Origin of the sequence: Rhizobium sp. R339 (assembly GCF_002211395.1) — a bacterium.
In the GTDB taxonomy this organism is placed as follows: domain Bacteria; phylum Pseudomonadota; class Alphaproteobacteria; order Rhizobiales; family Rhizobiaceae; genus Rhizobium.
In genome coordinates, this window is sequence record NZ_LOKV01000016.1 from 1 (window position 1) to 23913 (window position 23913).

18 protein-coding genes, 1 tRNA gene and 1 riboswitch are annotated in these 23913 nt (G+C 61.7%); of the genes, 9 read left to right on the plus strand and 10 right to left on the minus strand.

Going from position 1 to position 23913, the window contains the following annotated elements:
* The first annotated feature begins 49 nt into the window (after positions 1-49).
* From ATY76_RS18850 to ATY76_RS18890, 8 genes are all read left to right on the plus strand, one after another.
* Positions 50-126: transfer RNA gene (locus tag ATY76_RS18850), tRNA-Met, on the plus strand.
* A gap of 560 nt (positions 127-686) precedes the next feature.
* Positions 687-1457, plus strand: a complete 771-nt coding sequence (locus ATY76_RS18860; protein ID WP_088676299.1) for a glucose 1-dehydrogenase — start codon at positions 687-689, stop codon at positions 1455-1457.
* A 568-nt stretch (positions 1458-2025) separates the two neighbouring features.
* Entirely contained in the window at positions 2026-2991 is a 966-nt protein-coding gene (locus ATY76_RS18865; protein WP_088676273.1) for a sugar-binding protein, read from the plus strand.
* 78 nt (positions 2992-3069) lie between these two features.
* A complete protein-coding gene (locus ATY76_RS18870) occupies positions 3070-4611 on the plus strand; it encodes a sugar ABC transporter ATP-binding protein (protein ID WP_088676274.1) in 1542 nt (513 codons plus the stop codon).
* Between the two features lie 42 nt (positions 4612-4653).
* A complete protein-coding gene (locus ATY76_RS18875; protein ID WP_088676275.1) occupies positions 4654-5685 on the plus strand; it encodes an ABC transporter permease in 1032 nt (343 codons plus the stop codon).
* 283 nt (positions 5686-5968) lie between these two features.
* A complete protein-coding gene (locus ATY76_RS18880; RefSeq protein WP_088676276.1) occupies positions 5969-6763 on the plus strand; it encodes a hypothetical protein in 795 nt (264 codons plus the stop codon).
* Positions 6764-6968: 205 nt separating this feature from the next.
* Complete coding sequence (locus tag ATY76_RS18885; protein ID WP_088676277.1) at positions 6969-7754, plus strand: DUF2092 domain-containing protein; 786 nt, start codon at positions 6969-6971, stop codon at positions 7752-7754.
* Positions 7751-8080: a hypothetical protein gene (locus ATY76_RS18890; RefSeq protein ID WP_088676278.1), complete on the plus strand. Its 330-nt coding sequence runs from the start codon at positions 7751-7753 to the stop codon at positions 8078-8080. Before ATY76_RS18885 ends, ATY76_RS18890 begins: the two co-directional genes overlap by 4 nt.
* A 7-nt stretch (positions 8081-8087) precedes the next feature.
* On the opposite strand, the gene ATY76_RS18895 is transcribed toward ATY76_RS18890, so the two are convergent.
* The 10 genes from ATY76_RS18895 to ATY76_RS18940 all read right to left on the minus strand — a co-directional run bounded on the left by ATY76_RS18895 (position 8088) and on the right by ATY76_RS18940 (position 20964).
* Positions 8088-11270, minus strand: coding sequence for a multidrug efflux RND transporter permease subunit (locus ATY76_RS18895; protein ID WP_088676279.1), 3183 nt, complete (start codon positions 11268-11270; stop codon positions 8088-8090).
* A 42-nt stretch (positions 11271-11312) separates the two neighbouring features.
* Positions 11313-12509, minus strand: coding sequence for an efflux RND transporter periplasmic adaptor subunit (locus ATY76_RS18900; protein ID WP_088676280.1), 1197 nt, complete (start codon positions 12507-12509; stop codon positions 11313-11315).
* Between the two features lie 304 nt (positions 12510-12813).
* Entirely contained in the window at positions 12814-13578 is a 765-nt protein-coding gene (locus ATY76_RS18905; protein WP_190233695.1) for a DUF4239 domain-containing protein, read from the minus strand.
* A 122-nt stretch (positions 13579-13700) separates the two neighbouring features.
* Positions 13701-14828 (minus strand): calcium:proton antiporter, encoded by a 1128-nt coding sequence (locus ATY76_RS18910; protein ID WP_088676281.1) that lies wholly within the window; start codon positions 14826-14828, stop codon positions 13701-13703.
* A gap of 193 nt (positions 14829-15021) precedes the next feature.
* Positions 15022-15729 (minus strand): SDR family NAD(P)-dependent oxidoreductase, encoded by a 708-nt coding sequence (locus ATY76_RS18915; protein WP_088676282.1) that lies wholly within the window; start codon positions 15727-15729, stop codon positions 15022-15024.
* 96 nt (positions 15730-15825) lie between these two features.
* Positions 15826-16221 (minus strand): DUF779 domain-containing protein, encoded by a 396-nt coding sequence (locus ATY76_RS18920; protein ID WP_088676283.1) that lies wholly within the window; start codon positions 16219-16221, stop codon positions 15826-15828.
* Between the two features lie 219 nt (positions 16222-16440).
* Positions 16441-17949: an aldehyde dehydrogenase gene (gene adh, locus ATY76_RS18925; RefSeq protein WP_088676284.1), complete on the minus strand. Its 1509-nt coding sequence runs from the start codon at positions 17947-17949 to the stop codon at positions 16441-16443.
* Between the two features lie 169 nt (positions 17950-18118).
* Entirely contained in the window at positions 18119-19078 is a 960-nt protein-coding gene (locus tag ATY76_RS18930; protein ID WP_088676285.1) for a helix-turn-helix domain-containing protein, read from the minus strand.
* Between the two features lie 182 nt (positions 19079-19260).
* A complete protein-coding gene (locus tag ATY76_RS18935; protein WP_088676286.1) occupies positions 19261-20469 on the minus strand; it encodes a TIGR03862 family flavoprotein in 1209 nt (402 codons plus the stop codon).
* Between the two features lie 72 nt (positions 20470-20541).
* Positions 20542-20964 carry a helix-turn-helix domain-containing protein gene (locus tag ATY76_RS18940; protein WP_088676287.1) on the minus strand — a complete coding sequence of 141 codons (423 nt, stop codon included), beginning with the start codon at positions 20962-20964 and terminating at the stop codon, positions 20542-20544.
* 72 nt (positions 20965-21036) lie between these two features.
* Between ATY76_RS18940 and ATY76_RS18945 the strand changes: the two genes are divergently transcribed.
* Positions 21037-23274 (plus strand): heavy metal translocating P-type ATPase, encoded by a 2238-nt coding sequence (locus ATY76_RS18945; RefSeq protein WP_088676288.1) that lies wholly within the window; start codon positions 21037-21039, stop codon positions 23272-23274.
* 206 nt (positions 23275-23480) lie between these two features.
* Positions 23481-23707: riboswitch (cobalamin riboswitch) on the plus strand.
* Positions 23708-23913: the final 206 nt, after the last annotated feature.

Genomic DNA, 23913 nt, shown 5'->3' on the forward strand with positions numbered 1-23913 from the left:
CCGATACAAAAGGGTCGCAAAAGCGGCCCTTTCTGCTGTAAAATAATATCGCGGGGTGGAGCAGCCCGGTAGCTCGTCAGGCTCATAACCTGAAGGCCGCAGGTTCAAATCCTGCCCCCGCAACCAATCCTTCCTATCTTCCCGAAATACCAAGACCAGTGATCGCGGGCGCGAAGACTTCATCTTCGCTGGCGATGGTAGCTCCTCGTCCTGCGGACCATAACCTCAAGGCCGAAGGTTCAAATCCTGCCCCCGCAACCAATCTTCCCTTCTCCCATATCTCCGAAAATACAGACAGCAGTTATCGCGGGCGCGAAGACTTCATCTTCGCTGGCGATGGTAGCTCCTCGTTCGCAAAGCTCACCATAACCTGAAGGGTGAGCGTAGCGAACGCGGCAAAGCCTGAACCCGCAACCAAACAAATAGCCCGCGACAAGCGGGCTTTTGGCGTTTTTGGATACCAACTTGCAGTCCTCCCAGCGCCTCAGGAACTCATCGGGAGCGAAGCCAGGCGCGAGGAGCTTTTGCTTTTTGTCCTCCATCCGCAAGTTCACCGGCGCACGTCCGCTCTAGATAATCGTGGTGCTGCACGCCTTAAACCGCTTCTCGGTGATCGTCATGGCTTCCCATCTGGCATCCGCACGCCGACGCTGCCATAAATGAGCTTCATCGAGGGAGGCATCGCGATGCAGAAGAATGCGCCGGACTTCAGCCTTGACGGTAAAGTGACTTTGGTGACGGGAGCTAGCCGTGGCATCGGTCGAGCTTGCGCGCTTGCCTGTGCCGCAGCAGGCTCCGATATTGTTTTGGGGGTCCGCGAGGTCGCGGGGGCGGCGGGTCTGATTGCCGAACTCGAGGGTGCAGGGCGAAAAGTTCTCCCTGTCGAACTGGAGATTCCCAATAAGGCCCACATTGCCCAAGCCGTCGATGCGGCGCTCACGGCGTTCGGCCGGATAGACATCCTCGTTAACAACGTCGGCGTGGCGCCGGGCAATCTCGCGGAACTTGTCGAGGAGAAGGACCTTGACGAGATACTTGATGTCAACATCAAGGGCACGTTTCTGATGACGCAGGCGGTCGGTCGCCACATGATCAAACGCAATGGGGGCCGGATCATCAATATCAGTTCCCAGGCCGGTACGGTGGCACTGCGCGGCGAGGCAATCTATTGCATGAGCAAGGCGGCAATCAATCATCTTACGCGCTGCCTTGCAGCCGAATGGGCACGCTACAACGTCACCGTAAATACCGTATCGCCGACGTTCATCCACACGGATGGTACAGCCCCTTTCCTATCCGATGCCGACAATCGCAAAGCGACGCTCGGTCATATCCCACTCGGACGGATCGGTGAAACCGATGATGTGGTGGGTGCCGTCGTCTTCCTCGCCTCGCCGGCTGCGAGCCTAATTACCGGCGCGAACCTACTCGTGGACGGCGGATGGTCCGTCGGCTGAGGCTGGCGGCGCGCCTGCAGCGTGGTCTTATGAATACGCAAACGACAGCCTTCCCGGATGAGGGTCGCCAACGTCATCAGCAAAGGCGATAGCGATCTAAGATCGTCGAGCAACATTGCCTGCTGAACAATGCCTGTCCCGCCCGCGCAAAGCGGATCACGTGCTTCCGGTCTTAGGCTAAAGCACGTCGCGATCTTTCAGATTCGTCTCCCGTGCTTTAGGTCTTTGTTTATACGCGTGTCGTTATCGCAAAACCGCGCACACTTTTGTGCGACACGCTTTAGCAGCCGACAGCCTATGTGTGATTAGGCCCCCGGCAACGAGATCCGACTGAGAAGCCCCCACACGCGAAGCTTTTGCATTTGTATTGTGGGGCGATTGGATCCGGCATCGGATGTTTTGATCCGCATTAATATTACTATTTACTAATTTAGATTCTAGTATACCGTCGATGTGCGATCGGTATCCATGCACACGTTGCTTTGCGACGGCCCTGGAGGGGGCGCGCATGCGGCCGGCCGCAAGTCGCGAACGGGCCCTCGCAACCGCGGCCCCTGGGAGGAGTATTATGAAACAGCTGAAACGGAAAAATGCTGCCTTGTTTTTCGCTGCGTTGATGTTGAGTGCGGCCTCGATGGCTGCATCACATGCCGCCGACAAACCGACACTCGCATTCGTCGTCAACGGAGCGTCCGACTTCTGGAAAGCCGCCGAGGCAGGCGTGAAGAAGGCGCAGGGCGAGATGCCCGACTACAACATGGAACTGAAATATCCTGAGCAGGCGGCTGTCGCCATTCAGCAGCGTCTCATGGAAGATCTCGTCAGCGCCGGCGTCAAGGGGATCATGGTCTCCGCCGTCGATCCCAAGACCCAGACGGACGGTCTCAACAAGATCGGCTCGCAGACGGCTCTCTTCACCACCGACAGCGACGCGCCGAAGACCAACCGGGTCGCCTATATCGGGTCTTCGAACATCGACGCCGGCAAGCAGGCCGCCGAAATCGCCAAGAAAGCGATGCCGGACGGCGGTAAGTGCATGGGTTTCGTCGGTCTGCTGGGCGCCGACAACGCCCGCGAACGCATCGAAGGGATGAAGGAAGGGCTCAAGGGCACCAAGATCGAGCTTGTCGATGTTCGCGGTGACGACATCGATCAGACGCGCGCCAAGAAGAACGTGGAGGATGCGTTGGTGGCCAGCCCCGACCTGACCTGCATGGTCGGCTTCTACTCCTACAACACGCCGCGCATCTATGAGGCGCTGCGCGACGCAGGCAAACTCGGCCAGATCACCGTCGTTGGCTTTGATGACGATCCGATCACGCTCGGCGGTGTGAAGGAAGGCACGATCGCGGCAACCGTCGTACAGCAGCCGTTCGAATGGGCCTATCAGGGCATGAAATTGATGGCCGCCTACCTCAAGGGCGACAAATCAGGCGTTCCCGCCGATGGCTTGATCATCATCCCGACTGTCATCATCGGCAAGGATGACGTTGACAAATATGCAGCCAACCTGAAGGCCATGGCCGGAAAATAGGCTCTTTCGCGGCGGCGGCACTCACCGCCGCCGCAAAAGGCGTTTCATGCCGTCAGCATCAGCAGCCGTGGACAGCCGATGAACCATAGTTCCGACATCCCGCCACCGGGCGCGCCCGCAACGCCATTCCTTTCGCTTTCCGGCGTCGGCAAGACGTATCCAGGTGTCGTTGCGCTCGAAGGCCTGTCTATGGATATCATGCCAGGCGAGGTCATCGGCCTTGTCGGCGAAAACGGGGCTGGAAAATCGACGCTGATGAAGATTCTCGGCGGAGTGATCGCACCCGATCGGGGCACGATCCTGCTCGACGGGGCAGAGCTTCGTTTCCTCACTGTGGAATCGAGTATCTCGTCCGGCATCGCCTTCGTGCATCAGGAGCTCAATCTCTTCGAGAATCTCGACGTCGCCGCCAATGTCTTCCTGGGGCGCGAACCGCTGAAGGCGGGACCTCTCAAGCTTGTCGATCGCGATCGACTAAGGGAAATGGTGAAGCCGCTGTTGAGGCGCGTGGGCGCGCATTTTTCCGCCGACACACCCATGGCGTCGTTGTCGCTGGCCGAGCAGCAAATGGTGGAAATCGCCAAGGCGCTGTCCATCAACGCCAAGCTCGTCATTTTCGACGAGCCTACTTCCAGCCTGCCGCTGGCTGAAACCGAGCGGCTGCTCAGCATCATCAAAAAGCTGAAGGCGGATGGCATCAGTGTCATTTTCATCTCGCACCGGCTCCACGAGGTTGAGCGCGTGGCCGACCGCGTCGTCGTCCTCCGTGATGGCGCGCTTGCGGGCACGCTTGCCAAGAAGGACATCGGCCACGACCAGATGGTCAAGCTGATGATTGGCCGGATGCTGGCGGCCCGCACCGCAAAGCCGCAGCGCTCACCCGGCTCAGTTGCGTTGAAGGTCAGTGCCGTGCGCACCGCGGCTTATCCCGGCCATCCCGTTGATCTGGAAATCAGGTATGGAGAAATCCTCGGACTTGCGGGCCTCGTCGGGTCCGGCCGCACCGAACTTGCCAGGGTGCTCTTCGGCATTGATCGCAGTTACGGCGGAGCCATCCTGCAGGACGGGAAGAAAATTGAAGTCCGTTCCGCGCGGGACGCCGTTGCTCGCGGCATTTTCCTGGTGCCGGAGGATCGAAAGCGCAACGGCATTCTTCTTGATTTCCCGATCGCCCAGAACATAACCCTTGCCGATCTCCCCATGCTTGCCAGCCGCTTCATGCTGTCCGCCGAGCGGGAGACGGCGGCGGCCGAAAAGCAGCGCGTTCGCCTCGGCATCAAGGCGCCCTCTGTTTCCAGTCGAACCGGCACTCTGTCCGGCGGCAACCAGCAGAAGGTCGTGCTTGCGAAATGGTTGTCGATGCGCCCGAAGGTGATGATCTTCGACGAGCCGACACGCGGCATCGATATCGGCGCCAAGAATGAGATCTACGGCCTGATGCGGACGCTTGCCGATGCCGGTGTCGCGATCCTGATGATCTCCAGCGACATGGAAGAGGTGATCGGCGTTTCGGACCGCATTGCCGTCATGCATGAGGGCCAGATCGCCGGCATTCTCGATGAGGACGAATTCAGTCAGGAAAGCGTCCTTTTGCTTGCTGTCGGCAAAGGCTTAAAATAGCCGCGGCGGTAATACAGTCAGATATCGGGGAGTGGATCTCGAATGATCAAGAAAGATCTTGGACTGCTGCTTTTGATCGTCGTCGTGGGCATCGTCGTGGCGATCATCAATCCGCGCTTCCTGCTGCCGATCAATCTGGCGAATACGGCCAACCTGATCGGTCTGTTCGGCATCCTGTCGATTGGCCAGGCCTACGTCATCATTACAGGCGGTATCGAACTTTCCGTGGGTTCGCTGGTCGCGCTTCTTGGTGTGCTGTTTGTCGATTTCGTCGCGGTCCAAAATATGCCGTGGATGTTGGCGCTCCCACTCATTCTGATGCTCGGCGCGCTCATAGGTGCCGTTCACGGCTGGCTGATCACCCGGCTGAACCTGCAACCCTTCGTCGTCACTCTCTGCGGCCTCCTTATCTATCGCGGGGCGGCGCGCTTCTATACGGCCGACGGAACGGCGGGTTTTGCGTTCGGCCAAAATTTTCCCGAGCTCGAGTTCCTGACGGCCGGACGGTTGTACGGCGTTCCCAACACCTTCATAGCGCTCGTCATCATTTCCGTGGCGATGTGGGTGGTGCTGCATCGCTCTGTCTTCGGGCGTTATCTTTATGCGATCGGCAAAAACGAGGAGGCAGCCCGCTATTCCGGTATCCGCACCGGCCGGATGGTGATGTCGGCCTACGTCATCTGCGGATTGCTTACCGCGCTCGCGGCGATCTATTTCGCCATGTACACACGCTCGATCTCGCCGGCCAGCCATGGCCAGTTCTATGAACTCTACGCAATTGCCGCTGCCGTACTCGGCGGCTTTTCGCTCCGCGGCGGCGAGGGATCGATCGTCGGCGTCGTGCTCGGAACGGTCCTGCTTCAGGAGTTGCAGAACCTCGTGAATCTGCTTGGTATCCCCTCCTCTTTGAACTTTGCCGTCATGGGCGGGGTGATCCTCATCGGCGTGCTGATCGACCAACAATGGAACGCGATCCGCGCACAGCGCCGACTCGTCTCTGCCGCCCGGCAGACCGAAGCCCGTGTTTCGGACGAGGGCAAATTGCCGGTGGTTGCTAATCAGGACCAGGTGTAGCGAACGGTTCAAAACCTGAACTGGCAACCAAGGCTCACCAAGGCCCGCCTTGTGCGGACTTTTGTCGTTCTGGATTGTCGAAATAATATCCCTGCAAGTTGTCATCGAGTTTCAGCGACGACGAACTAGTTGCTAAAAAGATAATATTCTAATATACCTAGTTCAGGCGCATCATATATTTCCAGAGCAGCAAGTAACGTCCGTCCACTCGGCGGCGCCTATTTTTCTATTCAGAGGGCAGTTCGATTTCATGAAGTAGATCAGAGATTTACAGGGGGAAATCATGCGGAAATGGGGATCTTCTCTAACGGCGTCTCCCTATGGGAGGCATCGTCTTCAATCGGCAATCTCCGCGTTGCCTGCGTTCTGCGCGATTGTGTTCCTCGCCGGGATAGCTTCCGCGCAAGCGCCGACCGAAGAGCAAAAAGATGCGATCAGGGCAGAATGCCGTTCTGATTTCATTGCCAAATGTTCCGGTGTGACACCGGGAGGCATCGAGGCGCTTACCTGTTTGCAGCAGCATAACGCCACGCTTTCGGCAGGCTGTAAGAAAGCGGTGTCTGCGGTGAACGTCAAACCCAAGTCGACATCGGCGGAGCCGGCTCCGGCGGCGCCGGCAAATACCGCGGCGACCACGCCGGCGCCGGCGGCCGGCATGCCCGCGCACCAGCCGACGCAGGCGCAGCGCAATGCGGTCAAATCGGCCTGCCAGCGGGATTTCATGGCGCAATGTTCCGGCGTTACGCCGGGAGGCGCTGAGGCTCTCAGCTGCCTGCAACAGCACAGCGCCGCTTTATCGGCGCCATGCCAGCAGGCCGTCGCGGCATTGGGAGGATCGAGCGCGCCGGCGACGGGCGATGCGGCTGCGACCGGCGCGATCACGCCTGCCCCTCGGGCAATGATGCCGGCCTTCTCCCCGCGCGAGGAAGTGATGATCCTGCGAGAGACCTGCGGAGCGGACTTCCAGGCCTTCTGCCGCATGGTGCCTTTGGGAGGAGGGCGAGGCATTGCCTGCCTGCGGGACAATCTGCCGCGCGTATCGCCGGCCTGCCACCGCGTGCTGACCTCGGGATTGTAGCGCCTGTTCGAAGACTTTCTTCCCAAAAGAGGCTGTCGCGCGCCAGCGCGAAAGCCGTGAGCGGAATACCGCAAAAGCCGGCAAGCGGAGTTTGCCCGCATGCATGCAGTGCGTCTCTCACATTCGATGCCCGGCTGCCGCACGTCCGGCAGCCGTCATTTTCAATTCGATGAAATTGATGACGACACGAACGAAAGGCATTGCCATGTCATCGACTCCTTCTTTCCCGCGATTGAAACGGATTTTCCTGTATGCCTCGCTCGCCGCCAGCCTTACGCCGGCGAGTGCGTGGGCGGATGATGCAAAAGCTCTTCTCAAGACCATGTCCGACTTCCTGACGGCGCAGAAGACGATATCCTTCACCTACCAATCGTCCCTCGAAGCGGTGACGCCCGATTTCGAGAAGCTCCAGTTCGTCAGCTCCGGGACGGCCAATATGACACGTCCCGACAAGCTGCGCGTCACAAGGACCGGCGGATTCGCCGACCTCGACGTCAGCTTCGACGGCTCGTCGCTGACGGTGCATGGCAAGAACCTCGATGCCTATGCCAAGATCGACGGAAAAGGTTCGCTCGACGACCTGATCGACAGGCTGATGACGGCCGGCGTCGAGGCGCCGGGAGCGGATCTGCTGTCGTCCAATGTCTATGATGTGCTTATGTCTGACGTGACGGAGGCCAAGCATATTTCGAGCGCTTTCGTCGATGGCGTCGAATGCGAATATCTGGCTTTCCGGACACCGGAAATCGATTGGCAGATCTGGATACAGACGGGCTCGCAACCCATCCCGCGCCGTTACGTCATCACCAGCAAGCACGTCGTCCAGGCGCCGCAATACACGCTTGAAATCAGCGATTTCAAAAGCGGGGCGGATGTCGCAGCCGTTGCCTACACCATCGAAATTCCAGCCAGCGCGAAGACTGTCGATCTCAGCGAGATGCAATCGCTCGACGAGCTTCCGGCTGCCGCCGATATGGGAGAAGCGAAATGACCTATAACAAGCTGCTGTTCGCCCTCAGCCTTGCCGGCGTCCTGACGTTCACCGATTTCCGCATCGAGCGGCAGGGATCCATGCCGTTGTCGATCGGCTTCGCAACGCCGGCCGAGGCCGTCATCGGCAGGCCGCTGACGCCACTCTCCTATGCCGGCGTGGCTCGGCGGACGACGCGCCGGGTGGTCACACGCACGACGACGACGATCGCCGTGCTTCCGGCAGGCTGCCGCTATGGGCCCTATTTCGGCGGCTATTATTATCGATGCGGCGCTTATTATTATGCCAAGAGCGGCAACGTCTATGTGCAGGTGATCGTTCAGTAACCGTCACCTATCCGACTTTCGATATCTCCGCGTCCGTCACTGTTGCGGCTGAGTTTGTAGTCGCGCCACGGCCCTTCCAGTGTTCCTCGAGGCGCTGCAGCAGCACGTAGAAGGAGGGAACGAAGAGGACGGCAAGGCAGGTCGAGGCGATCATGCCGCTGAAGACCGATATGCCGATCGATTTGCGCGCCGATGCGCCCGCGCCTGTCGCCAGTACCAGAGGCAGCACGCCGAGGATGAAGGCGAAGGACGTCATCAGGATCGGCCGGAAGCGCAGGCGGGCGGCTTCGACGGCGGCGTCGAGGATTTCCATGCCTTCGGCCCGCTTCTCACGCGCATATTCGACGATGAGGATGGCATTCTTGGCGGCGAGCGCAATCAGCAGGATAAGGCCGATCTGCGTATAGAGATTGTTGGCCACACCCGCCGCGGTGAGGGCCGCCACGGTGCCGAGGAGGGCGAGCGGCACGGCAAGGATGACCGCCAGCGGCAGGATCCAGCTTTCATACTGGCCGGCGAGCACGAAATAGACGAGCAGCATGGCGAGCGCGAAGACGAAGTAGATCTGCCCGCCCACGGCCTTCTCCTGATAGGAAAGTGCGGTCCATTCGAAACCGGTGCCAGCCGGCAAGGTATGATCGGCAATCTGCTCCATCACCTCGAGCGATTGGCCGGAGCTGAAGCCCGCGGCCGGTCCGCCGACGATGGTCGCTGTGGGGTAGAGATTGTAGAGGCTGATCAGAGAGGGGCCTTGCGTCCTCGTGACATCGACGACCGTGCCGAGCGGCACCATGGTTCCGTCGCCCGCCTTGACCTTCAGATTGCGGATATCTTCGGGGCTGACACGGTAATCGGAAGCGGCCTGCGCATAGACCTGGAAGGTGCGGCCGAATTTGTTGAACTGGGTGACGTAGCTCGATCCGACATAGCCGGAGAGAGCGGAAAAGACCTGTCCCACGGTAATGCCCAATGTTTCGGCCTTGATGCGGTCGACGGAGACTGAGAGCTGCGGCACATTCGAGCGGAACGGCGTGCTCAGTCTCTGCAGCGATGATTGGGCATTGCCGTTCTTGACGATCGTGTCGGCAAGCGATTGCAGCAGCGGATAGTCGGATATGCCGTTCCGGAGCTCGACCTGCATGGTAAAGCCGTTGGCATTGCCGACGCCCTGGATCGGCGGCGGCACGACCACCAGCGTCTTGGCGGTCAGCACATGCTGCAGCGCATCGTTCAGATGCTGGTAGATCGACAGCAGGTCCTGCCCCTTTTCCTTGCCGCGCTCGTCCCAATCCTTGAGCACGACATAGGCGACGCCGGCATTCTGCAGGCTGGCGCTATTGTCGAGGACCGAAATGCCGCTGATGGTCAGCACCTGATCGACCCCGGGTGCGGCTTCGGCGATCTTGCCGACCTCTTCCATCACGGCATCCGTCCGCTCCTTCGAGGCGCCGTCGGGCAACTGCGCACTGATCAGCACATAGCCTTGATCTTCGAGCGGCAGGAAGGCGGTCGGCAGGCGAGTGAGGCCCCAGACGGCGACCCCGATCAATGCGAGCGCTGCGATGGCCATGATGCCGCTGCGGCGCGTCATCGATCCGATCAATCCGGCATAGTGGCGTTCACCCCAATCGTAGCCCCTGTTGAAGCCGCGGTAGAAGACGTTGCGTTTTTCGAGCGGCACCGGTGCGCGCAGCCAGAGGGCGCATTGCGTCGGTTTCAGGGTGACGGCGTTGATGGCGCTGATCAGCGCGGTCGCGGCGATGACGAGCGCGAACTGCCGATAGAGCTGCCCGGTCAGGCCGGGCAGGAAAGCGGCCGGAATGAAAACGGCCATCAGCACGAGTGTGATGCCGATGACCGGGCCGAGCAGTTCCTCCATCGCCTTCTCGGCCGCCTTCCGGCCCGACATGCCCGCCTCGATGTGGCGGGCGACGCCTTCGACGATGACGATGGCATCGTCGACGACGATGCCGATGGCGAGAACGATGGCAAAGAGCGTCGAGAGATTGACCGTGAAGCCCAATGCCGCCATGGCCGCGAAGGCGCCGATGATGGTGACCGGAACGGTGGTTGCGGGCACGAGCATCGCCCGCCAATCCTGCAGGAAAATCAGAATGACGATGAGAACGAGCACGCCCGCCTCGATCAGGGTGACGTAAACCTCGTCGATGGAAGCTTCGACGAATTTCGTCGTGTCGAACGGCACGTGATATTCGAGGCCGGGCGGGAAGCTCTTCGACAGCTCCTCCATCTTCGCGCGGACCGCCTGGGCCACCGCAATGGCGTTCGCCTCCGGCAATTGGAAAATGCCGATACCGGCCGCCGGCCGGCCGTTCTGCATGAAGGACTGACTGTAGGTCTGGGCGCCGAGTTCGACACGGCCGATATCGCGCACGCGGGTAATGCGGCCGCCCTGCCCGCTTTCGACCTTGACGACGATGTTTTCGTAATCGGCCGCCTCGTTCAGCCGGCCGTTGACGTTCAGCGTGTATTGAAAGAGCTGCCCTTTCGGCACTGGCGGAATGCCGATCTGGCCGGCGGCGACCTCCTGGCTCTGCTGCTGTACGACGTTGACGACATCCTGCGGGGTGAGGCCACGCGCCTGCAGCAGGTTCGGGTCCATCCAGATCCGCATGGCGTATTGGCCGGCGCCAAACACGGTGACGTTGCCGACACCCGGCAGGCGGGAGAGCTCGTTCTGCAGATTGATGACGGCATAGTTCGACAGGAACAGGCTGTCATAGCGGCTGTCGGGCGAGGTCAGGCTGACGAAACCGAGGATCGCCGTCGATTTCTTCTGCGTCGTTACGCCCTGAAGCTGGACAGCTTCCGGAAGCGACGACATTGCGATGGCGACACGGTTCTGCACCAGGACCTGCGCCTGATCGGGATCCGTTCCGATGGCAAAGGTGACGATCAGGGAATAGGTGCCGTCGCTGGCGCTCGTCGACTGCATGTAGAGCATGTCCTGCACGCCGTTGACCTGCTGCTCGATCGGCAGCGCCACGGTATCGACGAGGGTCTGGGCGCTGGCGCCGGGAAAACGCGTCGTCACCTGCACTGTCGGCGGAACGACGTTCGGATATTGCGCCACGGGCAGTTGGAAGAGGGCGACCGCGCCGATGAGCACGAAAACCAATGCCAGGACATTGGCGAGTACCGGCCGCTCGATGAAGAAACGCGAGATCATGCTGCTGTCCTTTGGACGTTCAGATGAAGCACGGTGGCGAAGTCATTGCGTGGTGGTGTTGGCCTTGGCATCGCCGGCGGCGGTGGCCGCCGGGTTCATTTCCATCTTCTCGGGCGCGACCTTGCTGCCGGGGATCGCCTGCTGGACGCCCTGGATGACGACGAGGTCCGCCGGGTCGAGGCCTGATTCCACGACGCGGAGCGGGCCTTCACGCTGGCCCGTCTTGATCGGCTTCTGCTCGACGACGTCCTCCTTGCCGAGAACGAGGACGTAGCTGCCGAGCTGATTCGTTCCGATCGCGTCGTCGCGCACCAGAAGGGCCTTATCATTGTGGCCGACCGGCACGCGCACCCTGACGAAGAGGCCGGGCAGCATGGCGTGGTCCTTGTTGTCGAACAAAGCGCGCACCTGAAGCGTGCCCGTCGAGGCGTCGAGTTGAGGCGAGACGTAGTCGAGATGGCCCTTGTGCGGATAGCCTTCCTCCGTTTGCAGACCGATCTCGGCCGGTATGCTCGGAAGGTCCGTCTGCCTGAAGGTGTGTCCCTGTTTCGCCAGGGTTTGCTTGATCATCAGCACCTGCGTTTCGCTGACGTTGAAATAGGCATAGAGCGGATCGGTCTGAACGATGCTGGCGAGCTTGGTCGGGCCGGACACGCCGACCAGCGTGCCGACATCGACAAGGTGATCCGTGACGATGCCGTCGAAGGGGGCGAGCACTTCCGTATAGCCGAGATTGATGGTCGCGAGTTCGACATTGGCCTGGGCATTGAGGATGGAGGCATTCGCCTCGTCGAGCGTCGCCTTGGCGCTGTCGACCGCAGTCTGCGTCGTCACCTGCTGCTTCATCAGATTGAGCTGCCGGTCATATTCCTGCTTTGCGCCGACCTGCGAGGCCTGCTGCGAGGCAAGCGACGCCTTCGCCTGATCGAGTTGCGCCTGGTAGGTATCGCGCTCGATGCCGAAGAGCTTGGCGCCCTTCTTCACCATCATGCCGTCCTGATAGTCGATGGACTGGATATAGCCCTGGACGCGCGCCTCGATGTCGACGGAATTGAGCGGCGCCGTGTTGCCGGTGAGCTCGAAATAGAGCGTAACCGGCTGCTGGACCGGCTGTGCGACACGAACAGGTGGCGGCGGAGGCGGAACATAGCTGTTGCCGCTCTCCTCGCATCCAGCGAGAATCGCCATGCCGGCAAATGTCAGAAAAAGTCGCAGACCCTGATGCAATCTCCCACGCATTGCCGCCGCCTCGACATGTCAAGAGCCCACTGCATAATTCCTGCAATCGGAATCGATCGAAGGATAAATTATGCAGCAATTCAAAGTGCGACAGCGTCCTTTGCGCGTCTGAAAGACGCGCTGGCTGTCGTCTTCATGCGTGCCTCGACGGCGGCCCCAACCGGCCTGCCGAAGGTTCAAGGCATGTGATATTATGTCGCGGCATTGCTAAAAATTGCAATAGCCCTCGGTGCACAATTGAATGGCGTCAGAGCGAAAAAGTCGGGCCTTGGGAATGGCTCGTTTTAACAATGTCCTGAACCGGCTATGGTTTTCCCAGGCGTTCGATGGCGGATTGCAAGGGTGCGTTGGAAACGCGGACCAGGCCGATGTAAGGATTGGCCATGTCCGAGATCAGGAAGACCGCTCCGGCGACGGAAAAGGCGCAGACAAAGAGAATGGAAAGCACGGTCGGGTTTGGCGGCGCCTGCAGCCCGAAGGTCGCGAAAAGCAGCGAGAGCCAACAGACGAGAACGCCGAGGAAGGCCCAGGGCAAACCCTCGCTGCCGGATTCGACCATCAGCCAATGCGTTTCAGCCACCACGCCGCTCACGTCGAGCGCACGCGCCTGGAGCGAGCGCTGCACGGCATCCCGCGGCGAGAGGGACCGAAGATCGCCCTGAACCGCTTCGATGTCCTGGTATTCCCCCAGGTCCTTGCCGGATGTCTCATCGGTGGTCTCGGCAGTCCAGCCACGGCTCAGCCGTCGTTGGATGAGCTCGCGCAGCAGTTGGCGCGCATGGTCGGTTTCCGGTCCGTATTGCGCCATGACGCGGTCGAGCAGGACGACCCGCGCTGCCGCCGTCCGCATCTCCGCTTCGGCATTGTCGTAAGTGGACTTGGCGGATGCGATCAGCAGGCCAAGCGCCAAGGCCGACAGCGTTCCCACCACTGCGGTTGCGAGCCTGATGACATCCTTGGATTCCGAACTGAGATGATGATCCGGCAGGCGGCCGCGCACGATCATTCCTATCGATGTCGCCGCCGACAGAAAGACAAATACAAGCCCGCCAAGCAGGAGTGAGCTCAAGTCCGGTCCCCTTACCGTCTCCGATCACGCCAGCGTCGTGACGCCCGCGAGATTTCAGTCATCATAGCGGAGGAAGGGCAGAGCGTGGAATCTTTCGTTCCTCTGCTCTCGCGGCCGGGAGCTCATTGCTGGAAGATGAGCAGCACATAAGCCATGAACAGCACAAGATGGACGGCACCCTGCATGAGATGCGTGCGGCCGCTGGCGAAGGTAATGATGCTGACGGCAAGGGTGAGCAGCAGCATCACCAGATCGCTGTGTTCCAGACCCAGGGTGACCGGGTGTCCGTAGAGATGGCTAACGGCCAGCATCGCCGGCACGGTCAAGCCGATCGTCGACAGGACCGAACCCAGGAAAATATTGACGGAACGCTGAAGATTGTCGGCGATCGAGGCGCGCACGGCGCTGATCGCCTCGGGTGTGGCGACGAGGACGGCCATGACGACACCGCCGAAAGCGGTCGGAGCATGCAGGGTTTCGATGATGTAATCGATCGGCCGCGCCAGCTGTTCGACCAGGAAGACCACCGGACCCATATAGGCGAAGAGCAGGATGGCATTGGGCCAGATCGGCCCGTGAGGCAGGGCCTGTTCGCCATGGTGTTCACGGCGGCCGTCGCTGGTGAAATACTCCTGATGGCGGCCGGCCTGGAGGAACAGGAACGTGGCGTAGAGGCCCACAGAGACGATGCCCAGTATCAATTGCCGCGGCGCCGATGGATGCTGTCCGTCCGGACCGGCCAGAAATGTCGGCATGACCAGGCTCAGCGTCGCGAGCGGCACGATGACGCCGAGATAGGCATTGGCGCCCTGCAGATTATGCTGCTGCTCCGGTCGACGCCAGGCGCCGAGCAGCAATGACAGGCCGACCATGCCGTTCAGGATGATCATGACGACCGCAAACAGGGTGTCGCGCGCAAGCGTGGGGTTGTTTTCGCCGTGAATCATGACGGCTGATATCGCCATGACTTCGATCGAGGTGATGGCAAGCGTCAGAATGAGCGTGCCGTACGGCTCTTTCAGCCGCTCAGCCAAACGATCCGCATGCCGGACGACCGATAAGGCCGAGCCCAGGACGACGGCAAACAGCCAGCCGAAAACGACGGTGAACCAAAGCGGATCGGAGAGCCGGGCGAAGAGCGGCTCGGGAAAGGCAATGAATATCAGGCTGGTGGCGATGCTGACGCCGAGGAACCATTCCCTGCGCAGGCTGATCCCCCCGACGGTGCGCGATATCGGCCGGTCAGTCATAGCCACCACCGCCGCCCGGCAAATTTCGCCGTGATACGCTCATCAATACCATTATGTCCCGCCCGCTGTTCCGCGCTGGCCGCATGAAGGGACCAAACGGCCGATTGCCTTCATGCGGAAGCCTCCGCCTTTCTCAGAATATCAAAACGACCTTATCACGCCAGAGGGCTGCAATTGGGGGCAGGCCTTTCCGCTATTCGCGACCAGTGGCCGGGATCGCTGCGCCGGTGACAACGGCTGCGGCCGGTGAAATCAGGAAGGCAATGAGGCGGGCGATCGATTGCGGCGATACCCAGCCCTCCGTCTTCGCGTTGGGCATGGCGGCACGATTTTCGGGCGTGTCGATTGTGCCGGGCAGAATGCAGTTGGCGGTAATGCGGTCGTCGCGGCATTCGGCGGCGATCGCTTCGGTCAGCCGGATGACGGCGGCTTTCGAGGCGGCATAGGCGGCCTGGTTGGCGCCCGCCTTCAGCCCGGGCGCGGCGGCGACATGGACGATGCGGCCGTAGCCGGCAGCCTTCATGATGGGGAGAACGGCAGCGCTGATCGTCAGCGCGGTGTCGGCGTTGGCGGTCATCATCCTCCTCCATTGCGCGGGAGCATCTGGCCCGACCGGCCCCATCTGGAAGCCGCCGACCGTGTTGACCAACGCGCTGACGCCACCGAAACGTGCGACGGCCTGGGCGACGGCGGCGGTGCAGGAACCGTAATCGGCAAGGTCCGTGCCCGTGATCGGCAGAAATTCGGTGGAGGCGGAGAGATCGTTGGCCAAGCTTTCCAGCCCCTGGCTCGAACGATTGATGCAGACGAGTTTCATACCGGCGGCGGCAAGCTCGTGGACGACGGCGCGGCCGAGATTGCCGCCGGCGCCCGTGACGATAACGGCTTTCTGGTCACTCATGAACGGATCTCCTGCGGGCCGGTGTTGAACGATACCGCATTGTTGATCCACGCTCAGCGGCAGCGCAAGCCTCGAAGGAGTATGGGGATATTGAGGTTAGGTCGTCGGCTTGGCTTTGATGTCCGGGACGGCGCAGGCCTCGCCGCCGCCGAAGAGGCGGGAACGGGTGAGGAAACGTTTCTCCCGGCCGTTGTCGAGCGAGAACATGCCGCCGCGTCCCGGCACGACGTCGATGATCAGCTGCGTATGCTTCCAGGCTTCGAATTGGCTGGCGCTGATATAGACCGGCACGCCGCCGATCTCGCCGAGCTTGACGTCGCTGTCGCCGACCATGAACTCGTTGGCGGGATAACACATGGGCGAGGAGCCGTCGCAGCAGCCGCCGGACTGGTGGAAGAGAATATTGGGATGATCGCCTTTGATTTCCGCGATGAGATCGAGGGCCGCGTCGGTTGCGAGAACACGCGGTTCGCCGTTGACAGTCGTTTCCATCGGTCTTCCTCTTAGGTTTCGGGAGGAAGAAATTCCCCTCCCCAACCCCTCCCCACAAGGGGGAGGGGCTATGATGCCGCTCCGGCAATTTTCCTCGCCGAAGTCTCGGCAAGGCGATGCATTGCTTTTGGAGCGAGGCAGTTCAACGCGTTAAGCCCCTCCCCCTTGTGGGGAGGGGTTGGGGAGGGGCTTTGACCTCTCCCACCATGCGGACGCTTCTCAGAAGAAGCCGAGCGCCTTCGGGCTGTAGCTCACCAGCATGTTCTTGGTCTGCTGGTAGTGATCGAGCATCATCTTATGGGTTTCGCGGCCGATGCCGGACTGCTTGTAGCCGCCGAAGGCGGCGTGGGCGGGGTAGGCGTGGTAGCAGTTGGTCCAGACGCGGCCGGCCTGGATCTCGCGGCCGAAACGGTAGCAGCGATTGGCGTCGCGGCTCCAGACGCCAGCGCCGAGGCCATAGAGCGTGTCGTTGGCGATTTCGAGCGCTTCCTTCTCATCCTTGAAGGTCGTGACCGAGACGACGGGCCCGAAGATCTCTTCCTGGAACACGCGCATCTTGTTGTGTCCCTTGAAAACCGTCGGCTTGACGTAGTAGCCGTTCGCCAGCTCACCGCCGAGATCGTTGCGCGAGCCGCCGGTCAGTACCTCGGCGCCTTCCTGCTTGCCGATATCGAGATAGGCGAGGATCTTTTCCAACTGTTCGGTCGAGGCCTGGGCGCCGATCATGGTCGCCGTGTCGAGCGGGTTGCCCTGCTTGATCGCCTCGACGCGCTTGACGGCCTTTTCCATGAAGCGGTCGTAGATCGATTCCTGGACGAGGGCGCGGCTCGGGCAGGTGCAGACTTCGCCCTGGTTGAGGGCAAACATCGCAAAGCCTTCGAGCGCCTTGTCGAGGAAATCGTCGTCCTCGGCCATCACGTCGGCGAAGAAGATGTTCGGCGATTTGCCGCCGAGTTCCAGCGTCACCGGAATGAGGTTCTGGCTGGCGTACTGCATGATGAGCCGGCCTGTCGTCGTCTCGCCGGTGAAGGCGATCTTGGCGATGCGCGGGCTGGTCGCCAGCGGCTTGCCGGCCTCGATGCCGAAACCGTTGACGATGTTGAGCACGCCGGGCGGCAGAAGATCGCCGATGAGTTCGGCCCAGAGAAGGATCGAGGCAGGTGTCTGCTCGGCGGGCTTCAGAACGACGCAGTTGCCGGCGGCAAGTGCCGGCGCCAGCTTCCAGGTCGCCATCAGGATCGGGAAGTTCCAGGGAATGATCTGGCCGACGACGCCGAGCGGTTCGTGGAAGTGATAGGCGATCGTATCGTGGTCGATTTCGCCGATCGAGCCCTCCTGGGCGCGGATGCAGGAAGCGAAGTAGCGGAAGTGGTCGATCGCCAGCGGAATGTCAGCCGCCATGGTTTCGCGGATCGGCTTGCCGTTGTCCCAGGTCTCGGCCTGGGCGAGCAGTTCCAGCTTGTCCTCCATGCGCTGGGCAATCTTCATGAGGATGTTGGAGCGCTCGGCAGCGGAGGTGCGGCCCCACTTGTCCTTTGCCGCATGGGCGGCGTCGAGCGCGAGGTTGACGTCCTTTTCATTGGAGCGGGGAATGTCGCAGAGCTTGCCGCCGGTAACGGGCGTCAGGTTTTCGAAGTATTTGCCGTCGACCGGCTCGCGCCATTCGCCGCCGATGTAGTTGCCGTATTTCAGTTTGAACGGCGACTCGACGACCTTTTGATGAAGCATGTCATCCTCCCTTGATGATCAGGTTCCGTAGTGAACCAGTGGGAGGAAAATGTGCATGTTTCGCCGAAGGGAATAGAGCGGGGCATCAATACCGCAGCGCACAGTGTCGCAAACTTGCGACAGGATCACGCCGTGACTGCCCGTGCCGTGGGAACCTTCGGGCGCCCGCTCAGTGGAGATCGAATTTCTTCATTTTCCGGTGCAGGGTGGCGCGGCTTATGCCGAGCGCGGTTGCCGCCTGGGAAACGTTGCCGCTCGTGCGCGAGAGCGCCCGCAACAGGGCCGCTTTTTCCGCTTCAACGATCTCGTCCTGCTGTGAGACGCTTGCCTCATGCAGGGCATCGGCGGCCGGGATGCCGGCGGCGATCCGCTTGTCGTCGAGCTGCAGCGCGATGCGGGCGGCCCGGGTTGCGCCAAGCACGAGGTCGTGCCTGTCGACCGCAAGCAGGGCGGCGGCGGAATTGGCCCCGGCCGGGACCATCAGGAAACGGGCGCCGGCAAAGGCCGAGCGGAAGAGGTTGAGTTCGATGCGCATCGCCGCATCGCGCACGGTCTGCGTCAGAATCGCCAGCGTCATTTCGTTGACGTCTTCCCGGCATGTCGAGATGTCGAGGGCCGCGGCGAGTTCACCGCGATGATCGCGGATCGGCGCCGTCGTGCAGCTCAAGCGGATATTCGAGCAGAAGAAATGCTGATCGCGGAAGATGGCGACGGCGCGTTCGTCGGCAAGCGCGGTGCCGATGCCATTGGTTCCGATGCTGGCTTCGGTCCATACCGTGCCCGTCCAGAGGCCGAGATCGTGAAAATCCTTGTCGTCGCCGGCCGCCCCCCGGCGCTCCAGCGCAATACCGTTCCTGTCAGTCAGAAGGATGCAGCAGCCGGCTTTGCCAACGGTGGTGAAGAGGCGGTCGAGCTCGTCTGTCGCGCCGGCGACCAGCCGTTCGGACTGTTCGCGCGCGTGCTGGAATTCCCCGTCGGTGAGACGCAGCGGCGCACGTTCTTCTTCGGGAGCCAGCTGGTGCATGGTCATGCATCGGCGCCAGGACGCGACGATCGGCGAACTCGCGGCAGCGGAATTCCGCTGCGCAGAGGTGTAGACATGCTCCGCGTGCGCTGACTGTTCGTGCATCTGCTCCTCCCACGGAACTTCAGCATAGTCTGATAGAAAAGCGGCCGGTTTGCAATTGCAGGCATCGATGGCCGCCCTCCTCTTCGCCCCGGGCCGGGCTTTATGCTGAAAAGCGTGAGCAATCCTCGCACGGCATCATGCGCCGCGTCTTTGATCTAGATCCGCTTTAAGATCAGCGGTTTCTACCGCAACAGCCAGTCTTCGATGCCGCGCGCGGCGGCGCGGCCGGTCGCAAGACAAGCGGTGAGAAGATAGCCGCCGGTCGGCGCCTCCCAGTCGAGCATCTCGCCGGCGACAAAGGTGCCCGGCAGCGCTTTCAGCATGAAACCGTCGTCGATGCCGCTCCAGCGGATGCCGCCGGCTGAAGAAATCGCCTCGCCGATCGGCCGGGTTTGAAGAACCGGCACCGGCAGGGCCTTGATCGTGCCGGCGAGGCGCCCGGCATCGGTGCGGTCGCGCTCGGAAAGGAGTTCCCGCAGCAATGCCGCCTTGACGCCGTCGAGGCCGGCGCCCTTGCGCAGGCGGTTGGAGAAGCTGGATTTGGCATCCTGCCGCGCCAGATCGCGCGCCAGTCTTTCAGCCGTCCGGCCCGGGGCGAGGTCGAGCGTCAGCGCGGCGCTGCCCCGGCTCTGCAGCCGGTCGCGCAAGCTGGCCGCATTGGCATAAACAAGGCTGCCCTCGATGCCGCTTGCGGTGATGACGAATTCGCCGGGAAAGGTGCCGGCCTCAGAGGTGGCGGTGACCGATTTCACCGGCTCGCCGGCGAAGCGTTCGCGGAAGCTCTCACTCCAGCCGACGACGAAGCCGCAATTGGCAGGCCGGAAGGCGTCGATCTCGACACCCTTCTCCAATAACCAGGGCAGCCAGCTTGCGTCGGAGCCGAGGCGCGGCCAGCTTGCGCCGCCGAGCGCCAAGAGGGCTGCGTCGCAATGGACGATGCTGCGCCCTTCGGGCGTTTCGAAAGCGAAGCCTTCCTCGGCAAAACCGGCCCAGCGGTGGCGGGTGCGCAGTGTGACGCCCTGCGCCTCCAGCCGTCTGAGCCAGGCGCGCAGCAAGGGCGAGGCTTTCATCACTTTCGGGAAGACCCTTCCGGACGAGCCGATGAAGGTTTCCGTTCCCAGTCCTGCGGCCCAATGCCTGACAGCGTTAGGGGTAAAGGCATCGAGCGCCGGGCGCAGACGATCAGAGGCCGCGCCGAAGCGCGTGACAAAGCGGGCATAGTCCTCGGAATGGGTGATGTTCAGTCCTGATTTGCCGGCGAGCAGGAATTTGCGGGCGAAGGTGGGCATGGTATCATAAACCGTCACCGCGTGACCGGAGAGCGAAAGCAGTTCGGCAGCCGCAAGGCCCGCCGGGCCGCCGCCGATGATCGCAACCCGCTTCTGGTTCATGGATGTCTTCGCCCGATTCTTTCTGATGCAGTTTTGGCGTGAGGGCGGGTCAGCCGCAAGGGCGCAGATTCATCAATGGTGCGAATTCGTGCATTGGCCGTGATCAGCGAGAACCTCGATGACACGGCATTGGTCGACGCGGCCGTGGCCGCAGCCTTCCACCATGGTTTCGAGCTCGGCCTTCAAAGCCATCAGGCTGCGGATGCGTTGTTCGACCTCGACGAGGCGCGCCTTGGCGATGGCATCGGCCGAGGCGCAGGACTGGTTCGGATCGTCCTGCAGGGTGAGCAGCGTGCGGATCGCTTCGATCTCGAAGCCGAGTTCGCGGGCATGGCGGATGAAGGTGAGGCGGCTGATATCGGCGGGTTCAAAGGAGCGCTGGTTGCCCTCGCTGCGGCTCGGCGCCGCGAGCAGGCCGATGCTCTCGTAGTAGCGCACCGTCGGCACCTTGACCCCGCTCCGGCGGGCGGCTTCGCCGATCGTGATCTTTTTCATGATTTTTCCTCTTGCACCTCTAGTCGCTAGAGGATGTATGAGAGGTGCTTCTGTTTGACAAGGAAGCGGATCATGGCTGAGACGAACGAGACGCGATACCGGGTCGGCGGCATGGATTGCGCCGCCTGCGCGAGCAAGATCGACGCGGCGGTCAGGCGGGTGGCTGGAGTCGCCGATGTTTCCGTCTCGGTGGTAGCAGGCACGATGACCGTCCGGCACGACGGCAGCAGCGACCTCAAGGCGATCGAGAAGAAAGTGACGGGGCTCGGTTATTCGGTCTCGCCCTTTGCCGGAAGCGTCGCACCGGCGCAAAACCACGGATTGCATGATCATCACGATCACGCGGGGCATGACCATGGCGATCACGATCATGAAGATCATGACCACGGTCACGACCATGCCGAGAAGGAAATCGAAGGCCTGCATGGGCATGACCATGGGCCGACGGCCGGTCCGTGGTGGCAGAGCAGGAAGGGCCGGCTGACCATTTTCTCGGGTGCGGCGCTGATTGCCGCCTATGCCGTCGGCCATCTCGTGCCCGCAATCGGGTCCTATGCCTTCATCGTCGCCATGCTGGTCGGTCTGGTGCCGATCGCGCGGCGGGCTATCATGGCGGCGCTTTCGGGCACGCCGTTTTCGATCGAGATGCTGATGACGATCGCCGCTGTCGGCGCCGTCATCATCAATGCGGGCGAGGAGGCGGCGACCGTCGTCTTCCTGTTCCTCGTCGGCGAGCTGCTCGAGGGAGTGGCAGCGGGCAAGGCGCGCGAAAGCATTCAATCGCTGACGACCCTGGTGCCGAAGAACGCTTTGCTCGAAGACAATGGGCAAACGCGTGAGGTGCCGGCGGAAAGCCTTGCCGTCGGCGCGATCATCATGGTTCGGCCCGGCGACCGCATTTCGGCTGATGGCATCATCGTATCGGGCGAGAGCGCGATCGACGAGGCGCCGGTGACGGGCGAGAGCACGCCGGTGCGCAAGGGCGTCGATGCTGTGGTCTTTGCCGGAACGGTGAATGGCGATGCGGTGCTTAGGGTTCGCGTCACCGCGGCCGCGGCTGACAACACCATCGCCCGCGTCGTCAAGCTGGTGGAAGAGGCGCAGGAATCGAAGGCGCCGACGGAGCGCTTCATCGACCGGTTCTCGCGCTATTATACGCCCGGCGTGGTGGTGGTTGCAGCACTGGTTGCGGTGGTTCCGCCGCTGTTCCTTTCCGGCGCGTGGGATGAATGGATTTACAAGGGCCTTGCCATCCTGCTGATCGGCTGCCCCTGCGCGCTCGTCATCTCGACGCCGGCGGCGATCGCCGCCTCGCTTTCCGCAGGTGCGCGGCGCGGGCTGCTGATGAAGGGCGGCGCGGTGCTGGAAAGCCTCGGGAAGGTGACGATGGTCGCCTTCGACAAGACGGGCACGCTGACGGAAGGCAAGCCGCGGGTGACCGACATCGTTTCCTTCGGCTTGAGCGAAGCGCAGCTCCTGTCGCGCGCGGCGGTGCTGGAGCAGGGCTCCAGCCATCCCTTGGCGCTCGCCATCCTCAACCGCGCCAAGGTCGACGGTGTTCCCGTGCCGCCGGCCTTCGAGCTGGAGGCGCTGCCGGGCAAGGGCGTCACCGGCAAAGTCGGCGGCGAGACTCTGGATCTGCTATCGCCGTCCACCGCCCGCGAGCGCGGGGCGCTCGATGGAGACCAGGATGCGCGCATCACCGCGTTGAACGACGAGGGCAAGAGCGTGTCAGTGCTGCTCGTCAATGGCGCGGCAGCCGGCCTGATCGCCATGCGCGACGAGCCGCGCGAGGATGCGGAAGCCGGGCTTTCGGCGCTGAAATCGGCCGGTGTCAAGGCGATGATGCTGACGGGTGACAACAAGCGGACGGCGGCAGCCGTTGCCGGCATGCTCGGCATCGACTGGCGCGGCGAGATGATGCCCGAGGACAAGCAGAAGGTCGTCGGCGAATTGAAACGCCAGGGCTTCGTCGTTGCCAAGGTCGGCGACGGCATCAACGACGCGCCGGCGCTGGCGGCCGCCGATATCGGCATCGCCATGGGTGGTGGCACCGATGTGGCGCTGGAGACGGCCGATGCCGCCGTGCTGCATGGGCGCGTCGGCGACGTGGCGCGGATGATCGCGCTTTCGCAGCGAACGATGCGCAATATCCTGGAGAATATTACCATCGCGCTCGGACTGAAGGCCGTGTTCCTGGTCACGACCATTGCCGGCATCACCGGGCTCTGGCCGGCGATTCTGGCCGATACCGGCGCCACTGTGCTGGTGACGATCAATGCGCTTCGGCTGCTTCGAATAAGGGGATAGGCGTTTGCCTATTCGGCTCGATTCGAGGCGATCCGGAATCGAAGATCGCAGAGCCGGCTATAGGTCGGCCCTTTTCGTTCCGACCTTCTCCACAGCCCATTTTGTTTAAGCTTTTGTTATCCATGTTTTTCACAGGAACGCAGCGATTTCAAACCTCTCGTAACGCGATGCGCTAACCACCCATTGACGCTGTTTTGGATTCGCGTACTATATCTAGTGTTCAAGGTTCCTTCGATTCGTGAGGATCGCGGCTAAGACGGGAATACGGTGCGTTCCGCCATGAGGGTAGAACAAAGCCGGAGCTGCCCCCGCAACTGTAAGCGGCGAGCAACTGTCCGATTTCAGGTCACTGAGGCGTGATGCCTTGGGAAGGCTGGGGGCAGGGTGCTTCGACCCGCAAGCCAGGAGACCTGCCTTGAACGAGATGTCCACGGGCGGGGTGTCTGGAAGGTCGCGTGCATGAAGCGGAATGATCCGTGCCTGCTGCGCTGCCCCGAATGTCCGCATGAGCACTTCGGGGTTGAAGTCATGTCGAGAATATCAAGGCCGCCGCCCGCGCAGATCCCGAGAGGGACCATATCGGGCGTTTAAGACGCCAACTTTGCCAGACCATTATCAAACGTTGCCCCGGACGCCGTA

What these genes read in the sequence shown, in the direction of transcription:
- ATY76_RS18860 (WP_088676299.1), top strand. Translation starts at nt 687, where the DNA reads ATGCAGAAGAATGCGCCGGACTTCAGCCTTGACGGTAAAGTGACTTTG.
- ATY76_RS18865 (WP_088676273.1), top strand. Translation starts at nt 2,026, where the DNA reads ATGAAACAGCTGAAACGGAAAAATGCTGCCTTGTTTTTCGCTGCGTTG.
- ATY76_RS18870 (WP_088676274.1), top strand. Translation starts at nt 3,070, where the DNA reads ATGAACCATAGTTCCGACATCCCGCCACCGGGCGCGCCCGCAACGCCA.
- ATY76_RS18875 (WP_088676275.1), top strand. Translation starts at nt 4,654, where the DNA reads ATGATCAAGAAAGATCTTGGACTGCTGCTTTTGATCGTCGTCGTGGGC.
- ATY76_RS18880 (WP_088676276.1), top strand. Translation starts at nt 5,969, where the DNA reads ATGCGGAAATGGGGATCTTCTCTAACGGCGTCTCCCTATGGGAGGCAT.
- ATY76_RS18885 (WP_088676277.1), top strand. Translation starts at nt 6,969, where the DNA reads ATGTCATCGACTCCTTCTTTCCCGCGATTGAAACGGATTTTCCTGTAT.
- ATY76_RS18890 (WP_088676278.1), top strand. Translation starts at nt 7,751, where the DNA reads ATGACCTATAACAAGCTGCTGTTCGCCCTCAGCCTTGCCGGCGTCCTG.
- ATY76_RS18895 (WP_088676279.1), bottom strand. Translation starts at nt 11,270, where the DNA reads ATGATCTCGCGTTTCTTCATCGAGCGGCCGGTACTCGCCAATGTCCTG.
- ATY76_RS18900 (WP_088676280.1), bottom strand. Translation starts at nt 12,509, where the DNA reads ATGCGTGGGAGATTGCATCAGGGTCTGCGACTTTTTCTGACATTTGCC.
- ATY76_RS18910 (WP_088676281.1), bottom strand. Translation starts at nt 14,828, where the DNA reads ATGACTGACCGGCCGATATCGCGCACCGTCGGGGGGATCAGCCTGCGC.
- ATY76_RS18915 (WP_088676282.1), bottom strand. Translation starts at nt 15,729, where the DNA reads ATGAGTGACCAGAAAGCCGTTATCGTCACGGGCGCCGGCGGCAATCTC.
- ATY76_RS18920 (WP_088676283.1), bottom strand. Translation starts at nt 16,221, where the DNA reads ATGGAAACGACTGTCAACGGCGAACCGCGTGTTCTCGCAACCGACGCG.
- adh (WP_088676284.1), bottom strand. Translation starts at nt 17,949, where the DNA reads ATGCTTCATCAAAAGGTCGTCGAGTCGCCGTTCAAACTGAAATACGGC.
- ATY76_RS18930 (WP_088676285.1), bottom strand. Translation starts at nt 19,078, where the DNA reads ATGCACGAACAGTCAGCGCACGCGGAGCATGTCTACACCTCTGCGCAG.
- ATY76_RS18935 (WP_088676286.1), bottom strand. Translation starts at nt 20,469, where the DNA reads ATGAACCAGAAGCGGGTTGCGATCATCGGCGGCGGCCCGGCGGGCCTT.
- ATY76_RS18940 (WP_088676287.1), bottom strand. Translation starts at nt 20,964, where the DNA reads ATGAAAAAGATCACGATCGGCGAAGCCGCCCGCCGGAGCGGGGTCAAG.
- ATY76_RS18945 (WP_088676288.1), top strand. Translation starts at nt 21,037, where the DNA reads ATGGCTGAGACGAACGAGACGCGATACCGGGTCGGCGGCATGGATTGC.